Source organism: Serratia sp. PGPR-27 (assembly GCF_022678525.1).
Taxonomy (GTDB): domain Bacteria; phylum Pseudomonadota; class Gammaproteobacteria; order Enterobacterales; family Enterobacteriaceae; genus Serratia; species Serratia nematodiphila.
Genome location: NZ_JALBYS010000014.1, coordinates 77,959 through 93,792, shown reverse-complemented (window position 1 = coordinate 93,792; position 15,834 = coordinate 77,959). Strand labels below are relative to the sequence as shown.

The following is a 15,834-nucleotide window of genomic DNA, read 5'->3' as shown; positions in this document are numbered from 1 at the left end:
AGGGGAAAAACCACGCTTTTTCCCCTCTTTGTCAATAGCCTGACAGGCCGCCGGGCGGCCTGTGGGATTAGCCCAGATGCAACCGGGCGGTGAGGTCGGCAATCTCGCGGCGCCAACGCGCCTGAAGCTCCGGTTTTTGATGCTTCGGTTTACGCGCCAGGTCGGCCTCCAGTTTGCTTTCGAGGGCAAACAGGGCGGTCAGCAACGCCTCTTCGCCTTCCAACAGCGGGTTTGGCGTCGGGGCGTCTGCGTTGGCCTCGTGCGCCGTCGGCAGAGCCGGCGTTTCACCCGCCAGGCGCTGGTACACCGGCGCGAGATCGTGCCACTCCTCCAGTTTTTGCTGGTCTATCAGCCAAAAGCGGTTGCAGCTCTGTTCGATCAGCATCCGATCGTGGGTGACCAGCATGACGGCGCCGGGGAATTGGCGCAGCGTTTCCGCCAGCTCCTCTTTGCCGGCCATATCCAGGTGGTTGGTGGGCTCGTCCAGCAACAGCAGCGAATGGTTGGCCAGCGTCAGGCCGACGAACAACAACCGTGAACGCTCGCCGCCGCTCAGCGAACGGATCTGCTGATGGTGGCGCAGGTAAGGAAACCCGGCGCCGATCAGCGCCATTTTCCGCTGTTCCTCGGTCAGCGGCGCAAACTGCGCCAGCGCTTCGCTCAACGTGTCTTCATCGCGTAGCTGTTGCAGGCTCTGATCGTAATAGCCGATGCGCACGCGCGGATGGAACAGCGCCGGGCGCTGCGTTTGTTGCTGATACTCGCGCCACAGCAGGCGCAGCAGCGACGATTTGCCGCAGCCGTTGCGCCCGACGATGGCGATGCGATCGCCGCTTTTCACGCGCAGATGTTCCAGGCTGAACAGCACCGGCGCATCCGGCGCCGGGCGCACCGCCCATTGCGGCAGCGCCAGCAGGCGGTCAGCGTCCAGCGCTTCTCCCTGCAGCCGCAGCCGCCACGGGCTGCCGGCGGTCAGGGTGGTCTGTTCTTCCTTCAACCGATCGACGCGCTTCTCCATTTGCTTGGCCTTGCGCGCCAGATCTTCGTTGTCGTAGACCTTGCCCCAGGTCGCCAGGCGCTTGGCGCTTTTTTCCACCCGGTCGATTTCCTTTTGCTCGGCCTGTCGCCGCTGTTCGTCTGCGGCGTCCTGTTCCGCCAGCGCGGTGCGCGCCGCAGAGCAGGGCAAACGGAAGAACTGCAGCGTTTTGTCGCGCAGGATCCAGGTGCAGTTGGTTACCTGGTCGAGCAGGTAGCGATCGTGCGACACCAGCACGAAGCTGCCGGTCCAGTTACGCAAGAACTGTTCCAGCCACAGCAGCGTGGGCAGATCCAGGTGGTTGCTGGGTTCGTCGAGCAGCAGCAGATCGGGCTGGCGGATCAGCGCGCGCGCCAACAGCAGCCGCGTATGCTGGCCGCCGCTGAGGGTGCCGGCGGTCAGCATCCAGCTCGCCGGTTCAAACCCCAGCTCGGCCAGTAGTGCTTCGCAGCGCCAGCGTTCGCTGAGGTGTTGGCCCGCAGGCAGCCGCGCCAGAACCGCATCCAGCAGGGTGCTGGTGTGCAGTTCCGGCGGCAGGTGCTGCTCGATGCGCGCCATCAGACATTGATGTGACAATGTCACCGTTCCGGTGTGCGCAGGCAGGTAGCCGCTGAGAATTTGCAGCAGGGTGCTTTTGCCGCAGCCGTTATCGCCGATCAAACCGATGCGGTCGCCTTTTTTCAGGCTGAAGGAAATCTCGCTCAGCAGGACGCCGAACGCGTTGTCGTAACCGACAGATTGTGCAGACAGTAATGTGCTCATTGCTTACTCAAGAGTTACAGGCATGACAATGCCTATCGTCAAACATTGCTGACGACAACCCGGTAAGCCGGAGGGAAGATCCTGGATTTAGTAAGCTTCGCTCAAGCTGGGTTATCGCAGCGCGATACCGGTAATGCTTGAGCGGCGACGATTACCAAAGAAGTGTGAGTGAAAAACCAATTCACACGTCAGCATAGTAAGTCTCCTTTTATTGGTTGCAGGTTAATCGGTGGCTGGATTATAGAGCGCTTCATGCCGTATCGCCAGTGTAAAAGCGCCTGAATTATCAGCAAGCTAAGGCGAGCGCGGGCGCGTGGCACACAATGGGAATAATTACTGTATTTCGGCCGACATTAAGCAGCTATTATAATTAGCGTTTATGGTTAAGCGACGGTTCATCCGCCGCCTGTTCGTCTGTCTATCAGATAATGATGCTGAGCACTGAATTTATGTTAAAGCCTCGCCCGTTCCTGCTGTTGTTATTATTGCTGTTGGGTATGCAACTGACGCCGTTCGCCGCCGTCGCCGCCACCCAGGATGATCCCGCCGCCGAAAGCGTGCCCGATCCCGCTACGCAGCTGAAAGCCGCGCAAAAGCAGTTGGACAGCATGAAGCAGCTGGTTTCCAAAGCGACGACCGACACCCAGCTCAGCAAGCTGCGGTTGGCGACGGACGATCTGGTCGCCAGCATGGATAAATTGTCCGCCGATCTGCAGCCGGTGCAGGAAAAACTGCAGGCGCAGCTGGACGTGCTGGGGCCGGCCCCGGCGGCCGGCGCGCTGCCGGAAACCCCGGCCGTCGCCCAGCAGCGCAATGCGCTGAACAGCAGCAAGAAGCAGTTGGACGATGCGGTAAAACGCGCGCAGGCCATCAAGACCAGCGCCTTCGATCTGGGCCAGCAGATCAGCGATCTGCGCCGGGTGGCGTTCAAAACCCAGCTGGCGCTGAACACCGGCAGCATTTTGGGCGTCAAATTCTGGACGCCGGTCGTGCAGCCGTCAGCGGATGACGTGCAGCGGCTGGACCAGTTCAACGCCGAGATGAAAGCGGCCTGGGACGCCAGTTGGCAGGACGAATGGCGGTACGGCACGCTGGCGTTGCTGGCGCTGGCGGTGATCGTCTGGTCCTGGGGGCGCTATTTGTCCGAGCGTTTCCTCGCCTGGGTCAGCATTCGCTTCCTGCCGGACGGGCGCCTGCGCCGCAGCTTTATGGCCATCATCACCGTGGCGGTGACGGTGATCACCACCTCGATCGCGCTGAACCTGCTGTATTACGTCTTTATCCGCGTGCAGCCGCTGCCGGTGATGCTGGAAGACTTTGCCGAAGGCTTTAACCGTCTGGGGATTTTCTGCGCGCTGATTGCCGGGCTGGGGCGTGCGGCGCTGTCGCTGAATCGCCCGTCCTGGCGTTTGGCTTCGCTGGACAATGAAGTGGCCGCCGGGCTGCGTTACTTCTCGCCGCTGCTGGCCGGTCTGGCGCTGGCGTTCGGTACTGTGGAGCTGATCAACAACGTCGTCAGCGCCTCATTGGCCACCACCATCTTCGGCAACGGCCTGGTGGCGGGGCTGATCGGCATGGTGCTGCTGGCGGCGCCGCTGCGCGGCCAGCGCATTCGTCGCCGTCTGGAGCAGCAGGGCGCGCACCTGGAAAAACGCACGCTGGTCGGCGGGCTGGTGCACATCGTCACCCTGGTGTGTTCGGTGGTGATCCTGCTTTCCCTGCTTATCGGCTACATCGCCTTCGCCCGCTTCCTGACCTACCAGCTGATCTGGGTGGTGCTGGTGCTGATGGCGTTCTACTTCATGGTGCTGTTCACCACTGACCTGTGCGCCGCGCTGTTTTCGCCGCAGACCGTCAGCGGCAAGATGCTGAAGAAAACGCTCAGCTTCAAGGATCGCCATCTGGAGCAGGTGGCGATCATCACCACCGCGCTGGCCAAATGTTCACTGTTGCTGTTGATGATCGTCGCGTTGTTCAACGGCTCGTTCGGCAGCACCACGCCGGGCTCGCTGATGGAGAAAATCGTCTCGATCCTGACCGGCGAAGGCTTGCAGCGTTTCAACATCGTGCCCGGCAACCTGCTCAACGCCGTGATCTGCCTGGCGATCGGCATCTACATCCTGCGTGCGGTACGGCGCTGGCTTGGCTCTGAGCTGTTGCCGAAGACCATTTCGGACGTCGGCATCCGCGCCTCGCTGGTGACGCTGTTCAGCAATATCGGCTATGTGCTGGTGATTCTGATCACCCTGGCGGCGCTGGGCATCCAGTGGAGCAACCTGGCGTGGATCGTCAGCGCCCTGTCGGTCGGTATCGGTTTCGGTTTGCAGGAGATTGTGAAGAACTTTATTTCCGGCCTGATCCTGCTGACCGAACGCCCGGTGAAGGTCGGGGATATGATCGGCATCGGCGGCGTGGAAGGCGACGTGCGGCGCATCAACGTGCGCGCTACCGAAATCCAGCTCAGCGACCGTTCCACCATGATCGTACCGAACTCGCAGCTGATCTCGCAGAACGTGCGCAACGCCACCATGGGCAACGCGCAAGGCGTGGTGACCATCGCGTTGACGTTCCCGACCTCGATCGATCCGGAGCAGGTGCGCAATATCTTGCTCAGCGCCTATAACGAGTACGAAACCATTCTGGACACGCCGGCACCTTACGTGCGCTTCAGCCAACTGGGACCGGACGGCATTATCCTGAGCGTGACCGGCTATGTGCCGAGCCCGCGCATGGTCGGCGCCACCAAGAGTGAACTGCTGTTCAATATCCTCAAGCTGCTGCGCGCGCAGGAAGTGAGCCTGTCCAGCCCGCAGGAAGTGGTGTTTATGAAGCAGCAGGCGACGCGATATCAGGCCAATGAAGAGGAGCACTCCTCCTAGTGCCGGTTTGAGGCGGCGGGCCGTTAAGCGACGGCCCGCCGAGCGCGGCTAGTACATCGATGGTTCCACCGATTGCGAGCAGTCGCTGTTGGCGCTGGATTTGGTGCAGGTGTAAGGTTCATTTGGCGATGCCGAAGGCGCATTCGATGGGCCGCCGCCTCCGCCGATACAACCGCTCAGCATCAACGTCAAAAACACGAGAATTATCTTCTTCATCTCACCGTCCTCCATTGCGATTCCTCCTTTAAGTATATGCCGGGAAAGCGAACGGCACCGCTTGCCGCTGCGAACTATACTCCCTGGATGCCGTATTGATGCTCAACCTCGGCGAATGAGGGGAGAAAGATGCAAACCGACGACGATTTGACCCGCTTTGCCGCGTAGGGCGCGCCGCCGTTGCCGCCCGGTTCCAGGCAGGGCTTTGTCAAACACGACGGCGCGCACATCTGGTATGCGGCCTATAGCGCTGATCGCGGCGGTTTACGAGCGCGCGCAGCAGTTGGGATTGCCGCGCGTCTATTGGAATACCCACGAAACCAACCAGATCGCCATGCGGCTGTACGACAAGGTGGCGGAGCGCCCCGGTTTTGTGATGTATCGCAAGGCGTTTTGACGTGGGATGAAAAAACAACCCCACATAGCAAAATCTTATTTTGCTTTTGAGGAAAAAGACGGCGGTTTTTACCGGTAACAGGCCGACTGAGGCGTGAAATGTTCAAAGTGAAGCGTCCGATTTAGCCGTTTCTGCGCCAGGTATGCGGGTGTCGTCAATATATTGATACACAAATATATTTTTCCTAGATGAATAAACAGATGTCCGGGCCGGCAAAACTGGCAATAATAGGCGAGTCGGCCGCTTATCTTCTCCTCATCGTCGACGGTTGTGACACGAACAGATTGTCACCTTACGCAGCAGAAGTCTCTGGATCCAAGATGCAAACCACCTCGTTGTCCGATGCCCGGAAAATTTGGCCCGCACTCACCGTCTTTCTGTTGGTGTTCGCGGTTTGCCTGTTGGGCATCGTGAGCCGCCCCGTCGGATTTTTGGCGATATTCTGGCCGGTAAACGCCGTACTGCTGGCGGTTCTGGTGCGCCGCCCGCAGTGGGCCACGCGCGCCGGATGGGGCATAGCGGTGCTGGGCTATCTGGCGGCGGACCTGCTGACCGGCAGTTCGCTGCAAAAGGCGCTGCTGCTGAACGCCGCCAATCTGACCGGCGTGGTGGTGGGGTATCTGCTGTTCATGCGGCTGTCGCCGCCGGCGCGTATGCTGCAGCGTGGCGCCTCCAGCATGTACCTGTTCGGCATCTGCCTGGCCGCCGCCGCCGCGACCGGTTTGGTGGGCGCGGCGGCCTCGCAGTGGCTGTTCGGCAGGCCCTATTTGACCTCGCTGGCGCTGTGGTTCTCATCCGAGTTCACCAACTACGTCACGCTGATGCCGTTTATTCTGGCGTTTCCCGCCGATTGGCGACGTCGCCTTGCGGCGGCCGGCGCCATGTTCACCCAGCGCAGCCAATGGCCGCGGGCGGGGCGAAAACTCACGGTGTTGGCGCTGCTGTTGCTGGCGGCGGTGTGCAGCGTGCTGATCGGCGGCCCCGGGGCGGTGATCTTTCCCATGCCGGTGCTGCTGTGGCTGGCGATGTCCTTCTCACTGTTCTGCACTATGATTGCGGTGCTGATCTATGTGCTGTGGTGCCATCTGGCTATCGATTTCGGGTTGCTTAGCACGACGCTCGACATGAAGGTGTTGCAAAACGCGGTATCGATGCGTTTGGGCATCGCGCTGCTGGCGCTGGGGCCCATCGCCGTGGCCAGCATGAACTATGCGCGCAGCGCGCTGCTGCGCACGCTGGAGCATGTGGCGAACCACGATGCGCTGACCCACGTGCTGACGCGCAATGCGTTTATGCAGCGCGGCGAGCGGATGATTGACCAAAAGGGCGAGTTGGTATGCGTCATGATGCTTGATATTGATTACTTCAAATCGATCAATGATCGTTTCGGCCACGCCGGCGGCGATCAGGCGCTGATGGCCTTTACCCGCGCGATCGCCGCCGATTTGCGCGGCGATGATCTGTTCGGCCGCATGGGCGGCGAAGAGTTCGCTATCGTCTCGACGCTCGGCCAGCCGCAGCAGGGGTTGCAGCTGGCCGAACGGCTGCGGCAACGCATTGAGGCGGAATCGATCACCATGCCGGCCGGCCATCCGCTGCAGATCACCGTCAGCATCGGCATGGTGACCTGCCCGGGTGGTTCCGGCCACAGCCTGGCCGACCTGCTCAAACTGGCGGATCTGGCGGTATACAAAGCGAAAAACGCCGGCCGTAACCGGGTCGCCACGCCGGACTCTGACCCACCGAACGATCCTGAGCGCTGAACTTCCGATCCGGGTTGCGCGCCCGCCGTCTAAACTGGTAGGGGGCGCAGGCAACGTCGCCCGCGCTGAACCGACTGTCCTTAATCAGACAAGAGGATACCAGGATGAAATACGTAGACGGTTTTGTGGTGGCGGTACCGGCCGCCAACAAGGAGGCTTATCACCGGTTGGCGGCCGCAGCGGCGCCGCTGTTCAAAGAGTTTGGCGCCACGCGCATCGTGGAGTGTTGGGGCGATGACGTGCCCGACGGCAAGCTCACCGACTTTCGCGGCGCGGTGAAGGCGCAAGAAGGTGAAGTGGTGGTGTTCAGCTGGATAGAGTACCCCTCCAAAGCGGTGCGCGACGCCGCCAACGAGAAAATGATGAACGATCCGCGCATGAAGGCGCTCGGTGAGATGCCGTTTGACGGCAAACGCATGATCTTTGGCGGGTTCGCGCCGATCCTCGATGCGTAAAGGAGGCGCAAATGGCCAGAATTACGCAACATCTGTGGTTTGAAAAGGACATGGAAGCGGCGCTGAATTGCTATGTCGCGCTGATCCCCGGTTCGTCCGTGAACTGGTTTTCCGACCTGCCGGCGGATACGCCGAGCGGCCCGGCCGGCAGCGTGAAACTGGCTTCTTTCACGCTGGGGGACCAGCGCTACGCGGCGATCGAAGCCGGGCCGCTGGATCCGTTCAACCACAGTTTCTCCGTGATGGTGGAATGTGACGATCAGGCGGAAGTCGACCGGCTGTGGGATGCCTTGAGCGAGGGCGGCGAGGCGGAGCAGTGCGGCTGGCTGCGCGATCGCTGGGGGCTGTGCTGGCAAATTGTGCCGCGGCGCCTGACGGAGTTGATGAACGATCCCGACGCCGCTCGTGTGCGGCGGGTCACGGAAGCGATGCTGCTGATGGGCAAAATCGACATCGCCGGGCTGGAAGCGGCGGCGCGGGGCTAGCGGAAAGAGAACGAAGGAGAGAAAGGATGCATCGAGAGCGGCACAGTATTGAACGCATCGGCTGGCTGCGGGCGGCGGTGCTCGGCGCCAACGACGGCATCGTTTCGACGGCCAGCCTGTTGCTGGGCGTGGCGGCGGCCAGCGCCGCGCATTCCGCGCTGATGATCGCCGGCGTTGCCGGGTGGGTGGCCGGTGCGATGTCGATGGCCACCGGCGAGTATGTGTCGGTCTCGTCGCAGGCGGATACCGAAAAGGCCGCGCTGGCGGAAGAGCAGGCGGAGCTGCTCGAAGACTATCCGGGGGAGTTTCGCGAACTGACGTCAATCTACGTGCATCGCGGGCTGGATCCGGCGCTGGCCCGGCAGGTGGCGGAAAAACTGATGGCGCATGATGCGCTGGAGGCGCACGCGCGCGACGAGCTGGGCATTTCCTCCGTCACCCGCGCCCGGCCGCTGCAGGCCGCGCTGGCGTCGGCCCTCAGTTTCTCCCTCGGCGCGCTGCTGCCGCTGCTGGTGGCGCTGTGGGCACCGGTCACCTGGACGCGGCCGGCGCTGGTGGCGTCGGCGCTGATTTCCCTCGGCGTTCTCGGCGGCATCGCCGCGAAAACCGGCGGGGCGCCGATCTTGCCGGGCGTGGCGCGCATCCTCATCTGGAGCGCACTGGCGATGGCGGTTTCTTCCGGCGTCGGCCTGCTGTTTGGCGTGACGGCAGGCTAACGCCGCGTTTGCATCAATCTATTGCACCTCAAACTCAGAATTTATCATTTGTCAGCCGCCGGCGTTCACGGCATGGTGACGGCAACGCCAAATCAGTCAGGGACTCTTATGCAAAAATCACAGATTCAAGCGTGGGTTGCGCAGCATCCGCTGCTGCAGCAAATGGTCGCTCTCGAGCCGATCACCTGGTTCAATCCGCGTGCGACCACGCTGGCCGCCGGCTTGCCCCATGTCGGGCTGACCGCCGCCGACGTGGCCGAAGCCGAGCAGCGCCTGGCGCGTTTCGCGCCTTATCTCGCGGCGGCCTTCCCGGAAACCCAACCGACAAAGGGGATCATCGAATCCGAGCTGGTGGCGATCCCCGCCATGCAGCAGGCGTTGGATCGGCGCTATGGGCAGGCGTTGGGCGGGCGTCTGCTATTGAAAAAGGACAGCCATCTGCCGATTTCCGGTTCAATCAAAGCGCGCGGCGGCATCTATGAGGTGCTGACGCACGCGGAGAAACTGGCGCTGGAGGCGGGGCTGCTCCAGATCGGTGACGACTACGCCCGACTGTGTTCCGATGCGTTTCGTCAGTTCTTCCGTCAGTACCGCATCGCCGTCGGATCAACCGGCAATCTGGGATTATCCATCGGCATCATCAGCGCCCGCCTGGGATTTGATGTCAGCGTGCACATGTCGGCGGATGCGCGAGAGTGGAAAAAACAGAAGCTGCGTGACAATGGCGTGACGGTGGTGGAATACGCCGAAGATTACGGCGTGGCGGTCGAGCAAGGGCGCCAACAGGCGGCGAACGATCCGAATTGCTTCTTTATCGACGATGAAAACTCGCAAACCCTGTTCCTCGGCTACGCGGTGGCGGGTGGCCGCCTGAAGCGGCAGTTTGCCGAACAGGGTATTGTGGTGGACGCGCAGCATCCGCTGTTCGTGTATCTGCCGTGCGGCGTCGGCGGCGGGCCGGGCGGTGTGGCCTTTGGCCTCAAGCTGGCGTTCGGCGATCACGTTCACTGCATTTTCGCCGAACCGACCCATTCCCCCTGCATGCTGCTCGGTGTCTACAGCGGGTTGCATGACGGCATTGCGGTGCAAGATCTCGGCATCGACAACCGCACGGCGGCGGACGGGCTGGCGGTGGGGCGCGCCTCCGGTTTTGTCGGCCGGGCAATGGAGCGCCTGCTGAGCGCATTTTACACGCTGAGCGACGAAGAGATGTTCGCATTGCTCGGGTTGTTGGACAGGCACGAGCATATCCAGCTGGAACCCTCCGCCCTGGCGGGCATGGCCGGGCCGTGGCGCATGGAGGCCAATGCGCAACAGCTTAGCGGGCAAGGGGTGAGCGCGGAAAGCCTGGCGCAGGCGACGCATCTGGTGTGGGCGACCGGCGGCGGCATGGTGCCGCCAGCGGAAATGGCGAAGTACCTCGCCGCCGGGCAGACGGCTGAGTAAGGCGCAATATAAAGTAAAAAGGGGCGAACATCGCCCCTGATTGGTTTGCCGTGCGGTTAAAGCTGTTCGCCGTTGCTGGCGATCACCCGGCGATACCAGTCGAAGCTTTTCTTGCGCGAACGTTCGAGCGTGCCGGTGCCGTCGTCGTGTTTATCGACGTAGATAAAGCCGTAGCGCTTGCTGTACTCGCCGGTGGTGAACGACACGCAGTCAATGCAGCCCCACGGCGTATAGCCGATCAGGTCTACGCCGTCTTCAATCACCGCTTTTTTCATCTCTTCGATATGGGCGCGCAGATAGTCGATGCGATAGTCATCGTTGATCTGGCCGTCCGCTTCCACCTTGTCGAAGGCGCCGAAGCCGTTCTCCACGATAAACAGCGGTTTCTGGTAACGTTCATACAATACGTTCAGCGAGTAGCGCAGCCCGACCGGATCGATCTGCCAGCCCCAGTCGGAAGCCTTGACGTGCGGGTTCGGCACGTTGCCCGGGAAGCCGAACATGCCGTCGCTGCCTTCCACCGCGTTGGCCTGCAGCGCGTTGCTCATGTAATAGCTGAAGCCGATGTAGTCGGTGCAGCCCTCGCGCAGGATCTGCGCGTCCTGCGGCTGCATCTCGATCTTCAGCCCTTTGCGTTCCCAGTCGCGCAGCAGATAGCTTGGGTAGTAGCCGCGCATCTGCACGTCGGTGTACAGATAGCGCTGGTGCATCGCCTCCACGGCGTACATCACGTCGTCCGGCTTGCAGGAATAAGGGTAGAACGGCACGCAGGCCAGCATGCAACCGATCTTGAACTCCGGGTTGATCTGATGGCCGAGTTTGACCACCTGCGCGCTGGCGACGAACTGGTGGTGCAATACCTGGTACAGCGCCTGTTCCGGGTTGTCTTCCTGGGTGTAGTCCACGCCGGAACAGCAGTAGCCGAACAGCGGGTAGCGGTAGTTGCTCTGGTTGTTGATCTCGTTGAAGGTCATCCAGTACTTCACCTTCTCGCGGTAGCGGCGCATCACCACTTCGCTAAAGCGCACGAAAAATTCCACCACCCGGCGGTTTTTCCAGCCGCCGTAGGTTTTCACCAAATGGTAAGGCATTTCGAAGTGCGACAGGGTGATCACCGGCTGGATGCCGTATTTCAACAACTCGTCGAACAGATCGTCGTAAAACTGCAGGCCGGCCTCGTTTGGCGTTGCTTCGTCGCCGTTCGGGAAGATGCGCGTCCAGGCGATCGAGGTGCGGAAGCATTTGAAACCCATCTCGGCGAACAGCGCCACGTCCTGTTTGTAGCGGCCGTAGAAGTCCACCGCTTCATGGTTGGGGTAACGGTAGCCGTCGAGCACGCCGTCGGTCATCACGCGATCGACGCCGTGCGAACCGCCGGACAGCACGTCGGCGATGCTTGGGCCTTTGCCGCCCCGATCCCAACCGCCTTCAACCTGGTGCGCGGCGACCGCGCCTCCCCACAGAAAATCTTTCGGCAACTGTTTCATCGTCAATGTCTCATCTTATTTAATGAAGGATAATAACGTTCGCATTGCTAATAGAGTAACAAGACCAAAAGAAATGTCACGATATAACAAATCGCCGTACAAAGTGATTTGTCACAATAAAAAAACAGCCTGTTTTATTTTGCCGAATTAATATGCCCAAGCCGTTTGCCGATGGTTTCAATAATGTAAAGCACGGGGATCTGCGTGGTGATATTGTGATGGCCGCCGATCAAATGCTGCGGCACATGGTAGGAGAGATTAAAGTCCGCCAGCCGCGCCAGCGAAGAGGTTTCGTTGTTGGTGATGCTGATGATCTTGCAGTGGTGCAGACTGAACTGGCTCGCCAGCCGCAGGATCTCTTCGGTCTCGCCGGAGACTGATAACATGATCGCCACCGCGTTTTTATACATATCGCTGTTGACGGGATAATAAGGATCGTCGATATGGGTGCTGAATTTACCGACGTTGGAAAAGAAACGCGCGCCATATTTCCCCAAGGCGCCAGAGGTGCTGATGCCGACGAAAATAATCCGCTCGGCGGCGGCGATATGGTGCGCCGCTTCATCGAGTAACTGATTAAATTCGTCGTTGCTGACGCTTTTAAAAAAACTGAGAATTTCGCCGATGCCGGAATCGACCGGCGGCGCATCGCTTTGCTCCAGATACAGTTTGAAACGGATGCGAAATTCTGAATAACCGTCGCAACCCATTTTTTTGCAAAATCGCAGCACGGTAGTGGTGGATACGCCGGCGGCCTCGGCCAGCTCGCGGATGGTCATGTACATCACTTGATTTTTGTGTTTGCTGACGTAGTTATAAACCATCAGCTCCAGGGCGTTGAGCTCGGCGATTGCTTTATGGGTAAACATGGGTCGATCCGGCGGCTGAAAACGGGACATTTATCTGCGGGTTACCATAGCAAAATTCGCCGCCGCCGACACTGCCGAACAAAAAGAAAAGCCGCACCAGTCAGGGGCGGCCCAGGGTTCACGACGAACAAATTAAAGCAAAACGTTCCGGAAGACATGCCATGAAAACGCGTTTCATCACACAGGGTTAGCATAGGCCAGCGGATGCCGGCGGCAAAATGCCGGTTTCTGCTTTCTAAAGCCAAAGCGCGGCAAAGGCTATGGCGCCTCGGGCTTATCTTCGGACCAGCGGGCGGCGTTGACATCCACCTTAACCGGCAGCAGCCCGATGGCGGTGAATTTATCCGCCAACTGCTGTTGCTGTCTGAACACCTCCGGCGACATGCGCTGGCTGCCGAACGGCATGCGGGCGATGGCTCTGGCCCAAATGGCCTGATCCAGACCGGTGCTCTGAGCGAGGATCGCCGCCGCTTCCTGTGGATGCTCGTTGGCCCAGTCGCTCAGCGCGCCGAGCTGTTGAATCACCTGTTTGGCGCTGTCCGGGTAGGTTTCGGCAAAGCGGCGGCTGGCGAGATAGAAGGTGTAGTGCGGCACCAGGCCCTCCGCGTCTTTCAGCAGGCGGGCGTTGGCGCGGGTTTCCACCTCGGCGTAGTAGGGATCCCAAATCACCCAGGCGTCGACGCTGCCACGCTGGAAGGCGGCGCGGGCATCGCTCGGCGGCAGATAGACCGGCGTGATGTCCTTGTAGCTCAAGCTGGCCTGTTCCAGCGCGCTCACCAGCAGGTAATTGACGTCAGACCCTTTGTTCAACGCCACGCGTTTGCCTTTCAGATCGGCCACGGAGCGGATCGGCGAATCCTGCGGCACCACGATGGCTTCGGTTTTCGGGCTGGGCGGCGAATGCGCCAAATAAACCAGATCGGCCTTGGCGGCTTGCGCGAAGGCCGGCGGCGCGTCGCCGGTCGCCGCCAGATCGATGCTGCCGACGTTCAACCCCTCCAACATCTGCGGGCCGGCGGGGAATTCTATCCAGCGAACCTTGACGCCCTGCGGCTCAAGGGCTTTTTCCAGCGTACCGCGGTATTTCAGCAGCGCAAAAATGTTGGCTTTCTGGTAACCGATGGTGATTTGCTGCGGTTTCTCCTGCGCGCCGGCCGGCAGGCTAAACAGGCCCAGCAGCAGGGCGGCGATCAGCGGCGTTGTGAGTTTTCTCATCCTGATTTTCCGATAGGCGAAGTGAACAATAGCGATACGCGCTGGGCGTAACGTCATGAAACGGCATTCAAATTTTCCTGCGGCGGGATAAGGGCGATGATAATGAGCGGCGCAGTGGCGTGTAAAGCGCCCGCTTATGCTGAATAATGCCTTGCTTAGCCATAAATGAACTTAAGCGGGAGAAGGGGATCTCTACGCTATGCCGCGTCACGCTCGCGCGAACGCGCCAGCAACGGCGGCACCAGCAGATAGAGGGCGGCGGCCAACGCCCAGACCAGGCCGGGCCAGACATCGCGCGTGGCGGCATACAGCGCCGTCGCCACCAGCGGCCCCGCGACGCCGATCAGGCTGCCCATGCTGGCCAGCGTCCCTTGCAGTTCGCCCTGATGGTCGTCGTCCACCTTTTGCGCCATTAACGCCTGCAGCGCGGGCAGCGCCATACCGCCCGCGGCGAAGAACGGCAGCAGCGCAAAGGGCGCCCAGCCGCACGTGGCGATCGATAACAGCACCAGGCCCAGCGCGTCGGCGGTCAGGCCGATCAGCAGCGCCTTGCGTTCGCCGAGCCGCGCGACCAGCGGGCCGATGGCGAAGGCCTGCGACAGCGCGTGGCAGGCACCGTAACCGGCCAGCGACAGGCCCGCCACCATCATGCTCCAGCCGAAACGATCCTGGCCGTATAAAATCCACAGCGTGGCCGGCGCCTGTGAAACCAGCGCCATGATCAGATAAATGCCGGCCAGCGGCAGCAGGCCCGGTTTGCCGTGCAGCCGTCGCAATGACGAAAAGGGATTGAGGCGGATTTTCTCGGCGGCGCGGGTGCGGGGTTTACGCGATTCCGGCAGCAGGAAAAACGCCATCGCCAGGTTGAGGGCATTCATCGCCGCCGCCGCCAGGAAGGGCGCATGCAGATGCCACTCGCCCAGCGAACCGCCGAGCAGCGGGCCGACGATAAAGCCGACGCCGAACACCGCGCCCACCAGGCCGAAACGCCGCGCGCGCTGGCCGGCAGGAGTAATATCGGTAACGTAAGCGGTGGCGACCGCCATGTTGGCGCCGGTGATGCCCGCCAGCAACCGGCCCAGATAGAGCCAGGCCAGCGTCGGCGCGAACGCCATCAGCAGGTAGTCGGCCGCGGCGCCGGCGAGTGAAATTAACAGCACCGGCCGCCGGCCGAAGCGATCGCTCAACGCGCCGAGGATCGGTGAAAACAGGAATTGCATCAGCGCATAGGCCGCCAGCAGGGCACCGTAATGCAGGCTGCCGGCGTCAAGACCGCCCAGCGAGCGCAACAGCACCGGCAGGATCGGCATGATCAGACCGATGCCCACCGCATCCAGCAACACCGTCAACAAAATAACCAGCATAGGTTTTTTCAAGATTGTGACTCTAACAGTGATAGAGTATTGAGTATTCCATAGTTACCCTATCAGTGATAGAGAGATGAGTGAAAAAAATACTACGATACGTTTAACGCGTGAAACCGTCCTGCGCGGAGCGCTGGCGCTGCTGAATGAAATCGGCATCGATGCTCTGAGCACCCGTCGCCTGGCGCAACATTTGGGCGTGCAATCTCCCACGCTCTATTGGCATTTCAAGAACAAAGCCGAGCTGCTGAAGGCGATGGCGGAAACCATCATGCTGGATCACCGTGAAGAGGTGCCCGCCGACATGCCCTGGCAGGATTGGGTTGTCACCAATGCGAGCAATTTCCGTCGGGCGCTGCTGGCTTACCGCGACGGCGCGCGTCTGCATGCCGGCACCCGGCCGCAGGAGCCGCAATTCGCCATTATCGAGGCCAAGGTGGCGCTGCTGTGCCGGGCGGGCTTGACGCCTGAACGCGCGGTGAATTTGCTGTTCGCCGTCGGGCGCTTCGTCGTAGGCTGGGTGCTGGAAGAGCAGCAAATGCAGCCGGACGATACGCTGAATGACGCCGATCGCCAGCGTTACCCGCTGCTGTGCGAAGGCTGGGAAACTTTGCAGGATAAGGGTGCAGACGCGCTGTTCGAAGCCAGCGTGCGGCTGTTGGTCGACGGTGCCGAGGCCGCGTTGACGAACGCCAATAATCACGGGACGCAATCATAAAACCGGGCTTATCTATCGGAAATTTA

General features: G+C 60.9%; 14 protein-coding genes. 8 read left to right on the top strand and 6 right to left on the bottom strand.

Annotation, left to right across the window (positions count from 1 at the left end):
* Nucleotides 1–67: 67 nt before the first annotated feature.
* Nucleotides 68–1,798: an ABC-F family ATP-binding cassette domain-containing protein gene (locus MMS95_RS10140; protein ID WP_242141629.1), complete on the bottom strand. Its 1,731-nt coding sequence runs from the start codon at nucleotides 1,796–1,798 to the stop codon at nucleotides 68–70.
* Between the two features lie 449 nt (nucleotides 1,799–2,247).
* Here MMS95_RS10140 and MMS95_RS10135 point away from each other — a divergent pair, with 449 nt between their 5' ends.
* Nucleotides 2,248–4,677: a DUF3772 domain-containing protein gene (locus MMS95_RS10135; protein ID WP_242141628.1), complete on the top strand. Its 2,430-nt coding sequence runs from the start codon at nucleotides 2,248–2,250 to the stop codon at nucleotides 4,675–4,677.
* A 48-nt stretch (nucleotides 4,678–4,725) separates the two neighbouring features.
* On the opposite strand, the gene MMS95_RS10130 is transcribed toward MMS95_RS10135, so the two are convergent.
* On the bottom strand, nucleotides 4,726–4,908 hold the full coding sequence (locus MMS95_RS10130; protein WP_004938091.1) for a hypothetical protein: 183 nt from the start codon (nucleotides 4,906–4,908) through the stop codon (nucleotides 4,726–4,728).
* A gap of 220 nt (nucleotides 4,909–5,128) precedes the next feature.
* Between MMS95_RS10130 and MMS95_RS10125 the strand changes: the two genes are divergently transcribed.
* The 6 genes from MMS95_RS10125 to MMS95_RS10100 all read left to right on the top strand — a co-directional run bounded on the left by MMS95_RS10125 (nucleotide 5,129) and on the right by MMS95_RS10100 (nucleotide 10,155).
* On the top strand, nucleotides 5,129–5,290 hold the full coding sequence (locus MMS95_RS10125) for a GNAT family N-acetyltransferase (RefSeq protein ID WP_232733398.1): 162 nt from the start codon (nucleotides 5,129–5,131) through the stop codon (nucleotides 5,288–5,290).
* A 320-nt stretch (nucleotides 5,291–5,610) separates the two neighbouring features.
* Nucleotides 5,611–7,053, top strand: coding sequence for a GGDEF domain-containing protein (locus MMS95_RS10120; protein WP_103085298.1), 1,443 nt, complete (start codon nucleotides 5,611–5,613; stop codon nucleotides 7,051–7,053).
* A 104-nt stretch (nucleotides 7,054–7,157) separates the two neighbouring features.
* Nucleotides 7,158–7,508, top strand: coding sequence for a DUF1428 family protein (locus MMS95_RS10115; protein WP_004938082.1), 351 nt, complete (start codon nucleotides 7,158–7,160; stop codon nucleotides 7,506–7,508).
* An 11-nt stretch (nucleotides 7,509–7,519) separates the two neighbouring features.
* Nucleotides 7,520–7,993, top strand: coding sequence for a VOC family protein (locus MMS95_RS10110; RefSeq protein WP_015377932.1), 474 nt, complete (start codon nucleotides 7,520–7,522; stop codon nucleotides 7,991–7,993).
* Between the two features lie 26 nt (nucleotides 7,994–8,019).
* Complete coding sequence (locus MMS95_RS10105) at nucleotides 8,020–8,709, top strand: VIT family protein (RefSeq protein ID WP_033632990.1); 690 nt, start codon at nucleotides 8,020–8,022, stop codon at nucleotides 8,707–8,709.
* Nucleotides 8,710–8,817: 108 nt separating this feature from the next.
* Nucleotides 8,818–10,155 (top strand): D-serine ammonia-lyase, encoded by a 1,338-nt coding sequence (locus MMS95_RS10100; protein WP_049279542.1) that lies wholly within the window; start codon nucleotides 8,818–8,820, stop codon nucleotides 10,153–10,155.
* 56 nt (nucleotides 10,156–10,211) lie between these two features.
* On the opposite strand, the gene MMS95_RS10095 is transcribed toward MMS95_RS10100, so the two are convergent.
* From MMS95_RS10095 to tet(41), 4 genes are all read right to left on the bottom strand, one after another.
* Entirely contained in the window at nucleotides 10,212–11,648 is a 1,437-nt protein-coding gene (locus MMS95_RS10095; protein WP_031299656.1) for a 6-phospho-beta-glucosidase, read from the bottom strand.
* A 128-nt stretch (nucleotides 11,649–11,776) separates the two neighbouring features.
* Nucleotides 11,777–12,511: a MurR/RpiR family transcriptional regulator gene (locus MMS95_RS10090; RefSeq protein ID WP_004938065.1), complete on the bottom strand. Its 735-nt coding sequence runs from the start codon at nucleotides 12,509–12,511 to the stop codon at nucleotides 11,777–11,779.
* A 258-nt stretch (nucleotides 12,512–12,769) separates the two neighbouring features.
* Nucleotides 12,770–13,726 (bottom strand): sulfonate ABC transporter substrate-binding protein, encoded by a 957-nt coding sequence (locus MMS95_RS10085; protein WP_085058691.1) that lies wholly within the window; start codon nucleotides 13,724–13,726, stop codon nucleotides 12,770–12,772.
* Between the two features lie 197 nt (nucleotides 13,727–13,923).
* Nucleotides 13,924–15,102 carry a tetracycline efflux MFS transporter Tet(41) gene (tet(41), locus tag MMS95_RS10080; protein WP_099981899.1) on the bottom strand — a complete coding sequence of 393 codons (1,179 nt, stop codon included), beginning with the start codon at nucleotides 15,100–15,102 and terminating at the stop codon, nucleotides 13,924–13,926.
* A 64-nt stretch (nucleotides 15,103–15,166) separates the two neighbouring features.
* On the opposite strand from tet(41), the gene tetR reads away from it, so the two are divergent.
* On the top strand, nucleotides 15,167–15,808 hold the full coding sequence (gene tetR / locus MMS95_RS10075) for a tetracycline resistance transcriptional repressor TetR (RefSeq protein ID WP_015377927.1): 642 nt from the start codon (nucleotides 15,167–15,169) through the stop codon (nucleotides 15,806–15,808).
* Nucleotides 15,809–15,834: the final 26 nt, after the last annotated feature.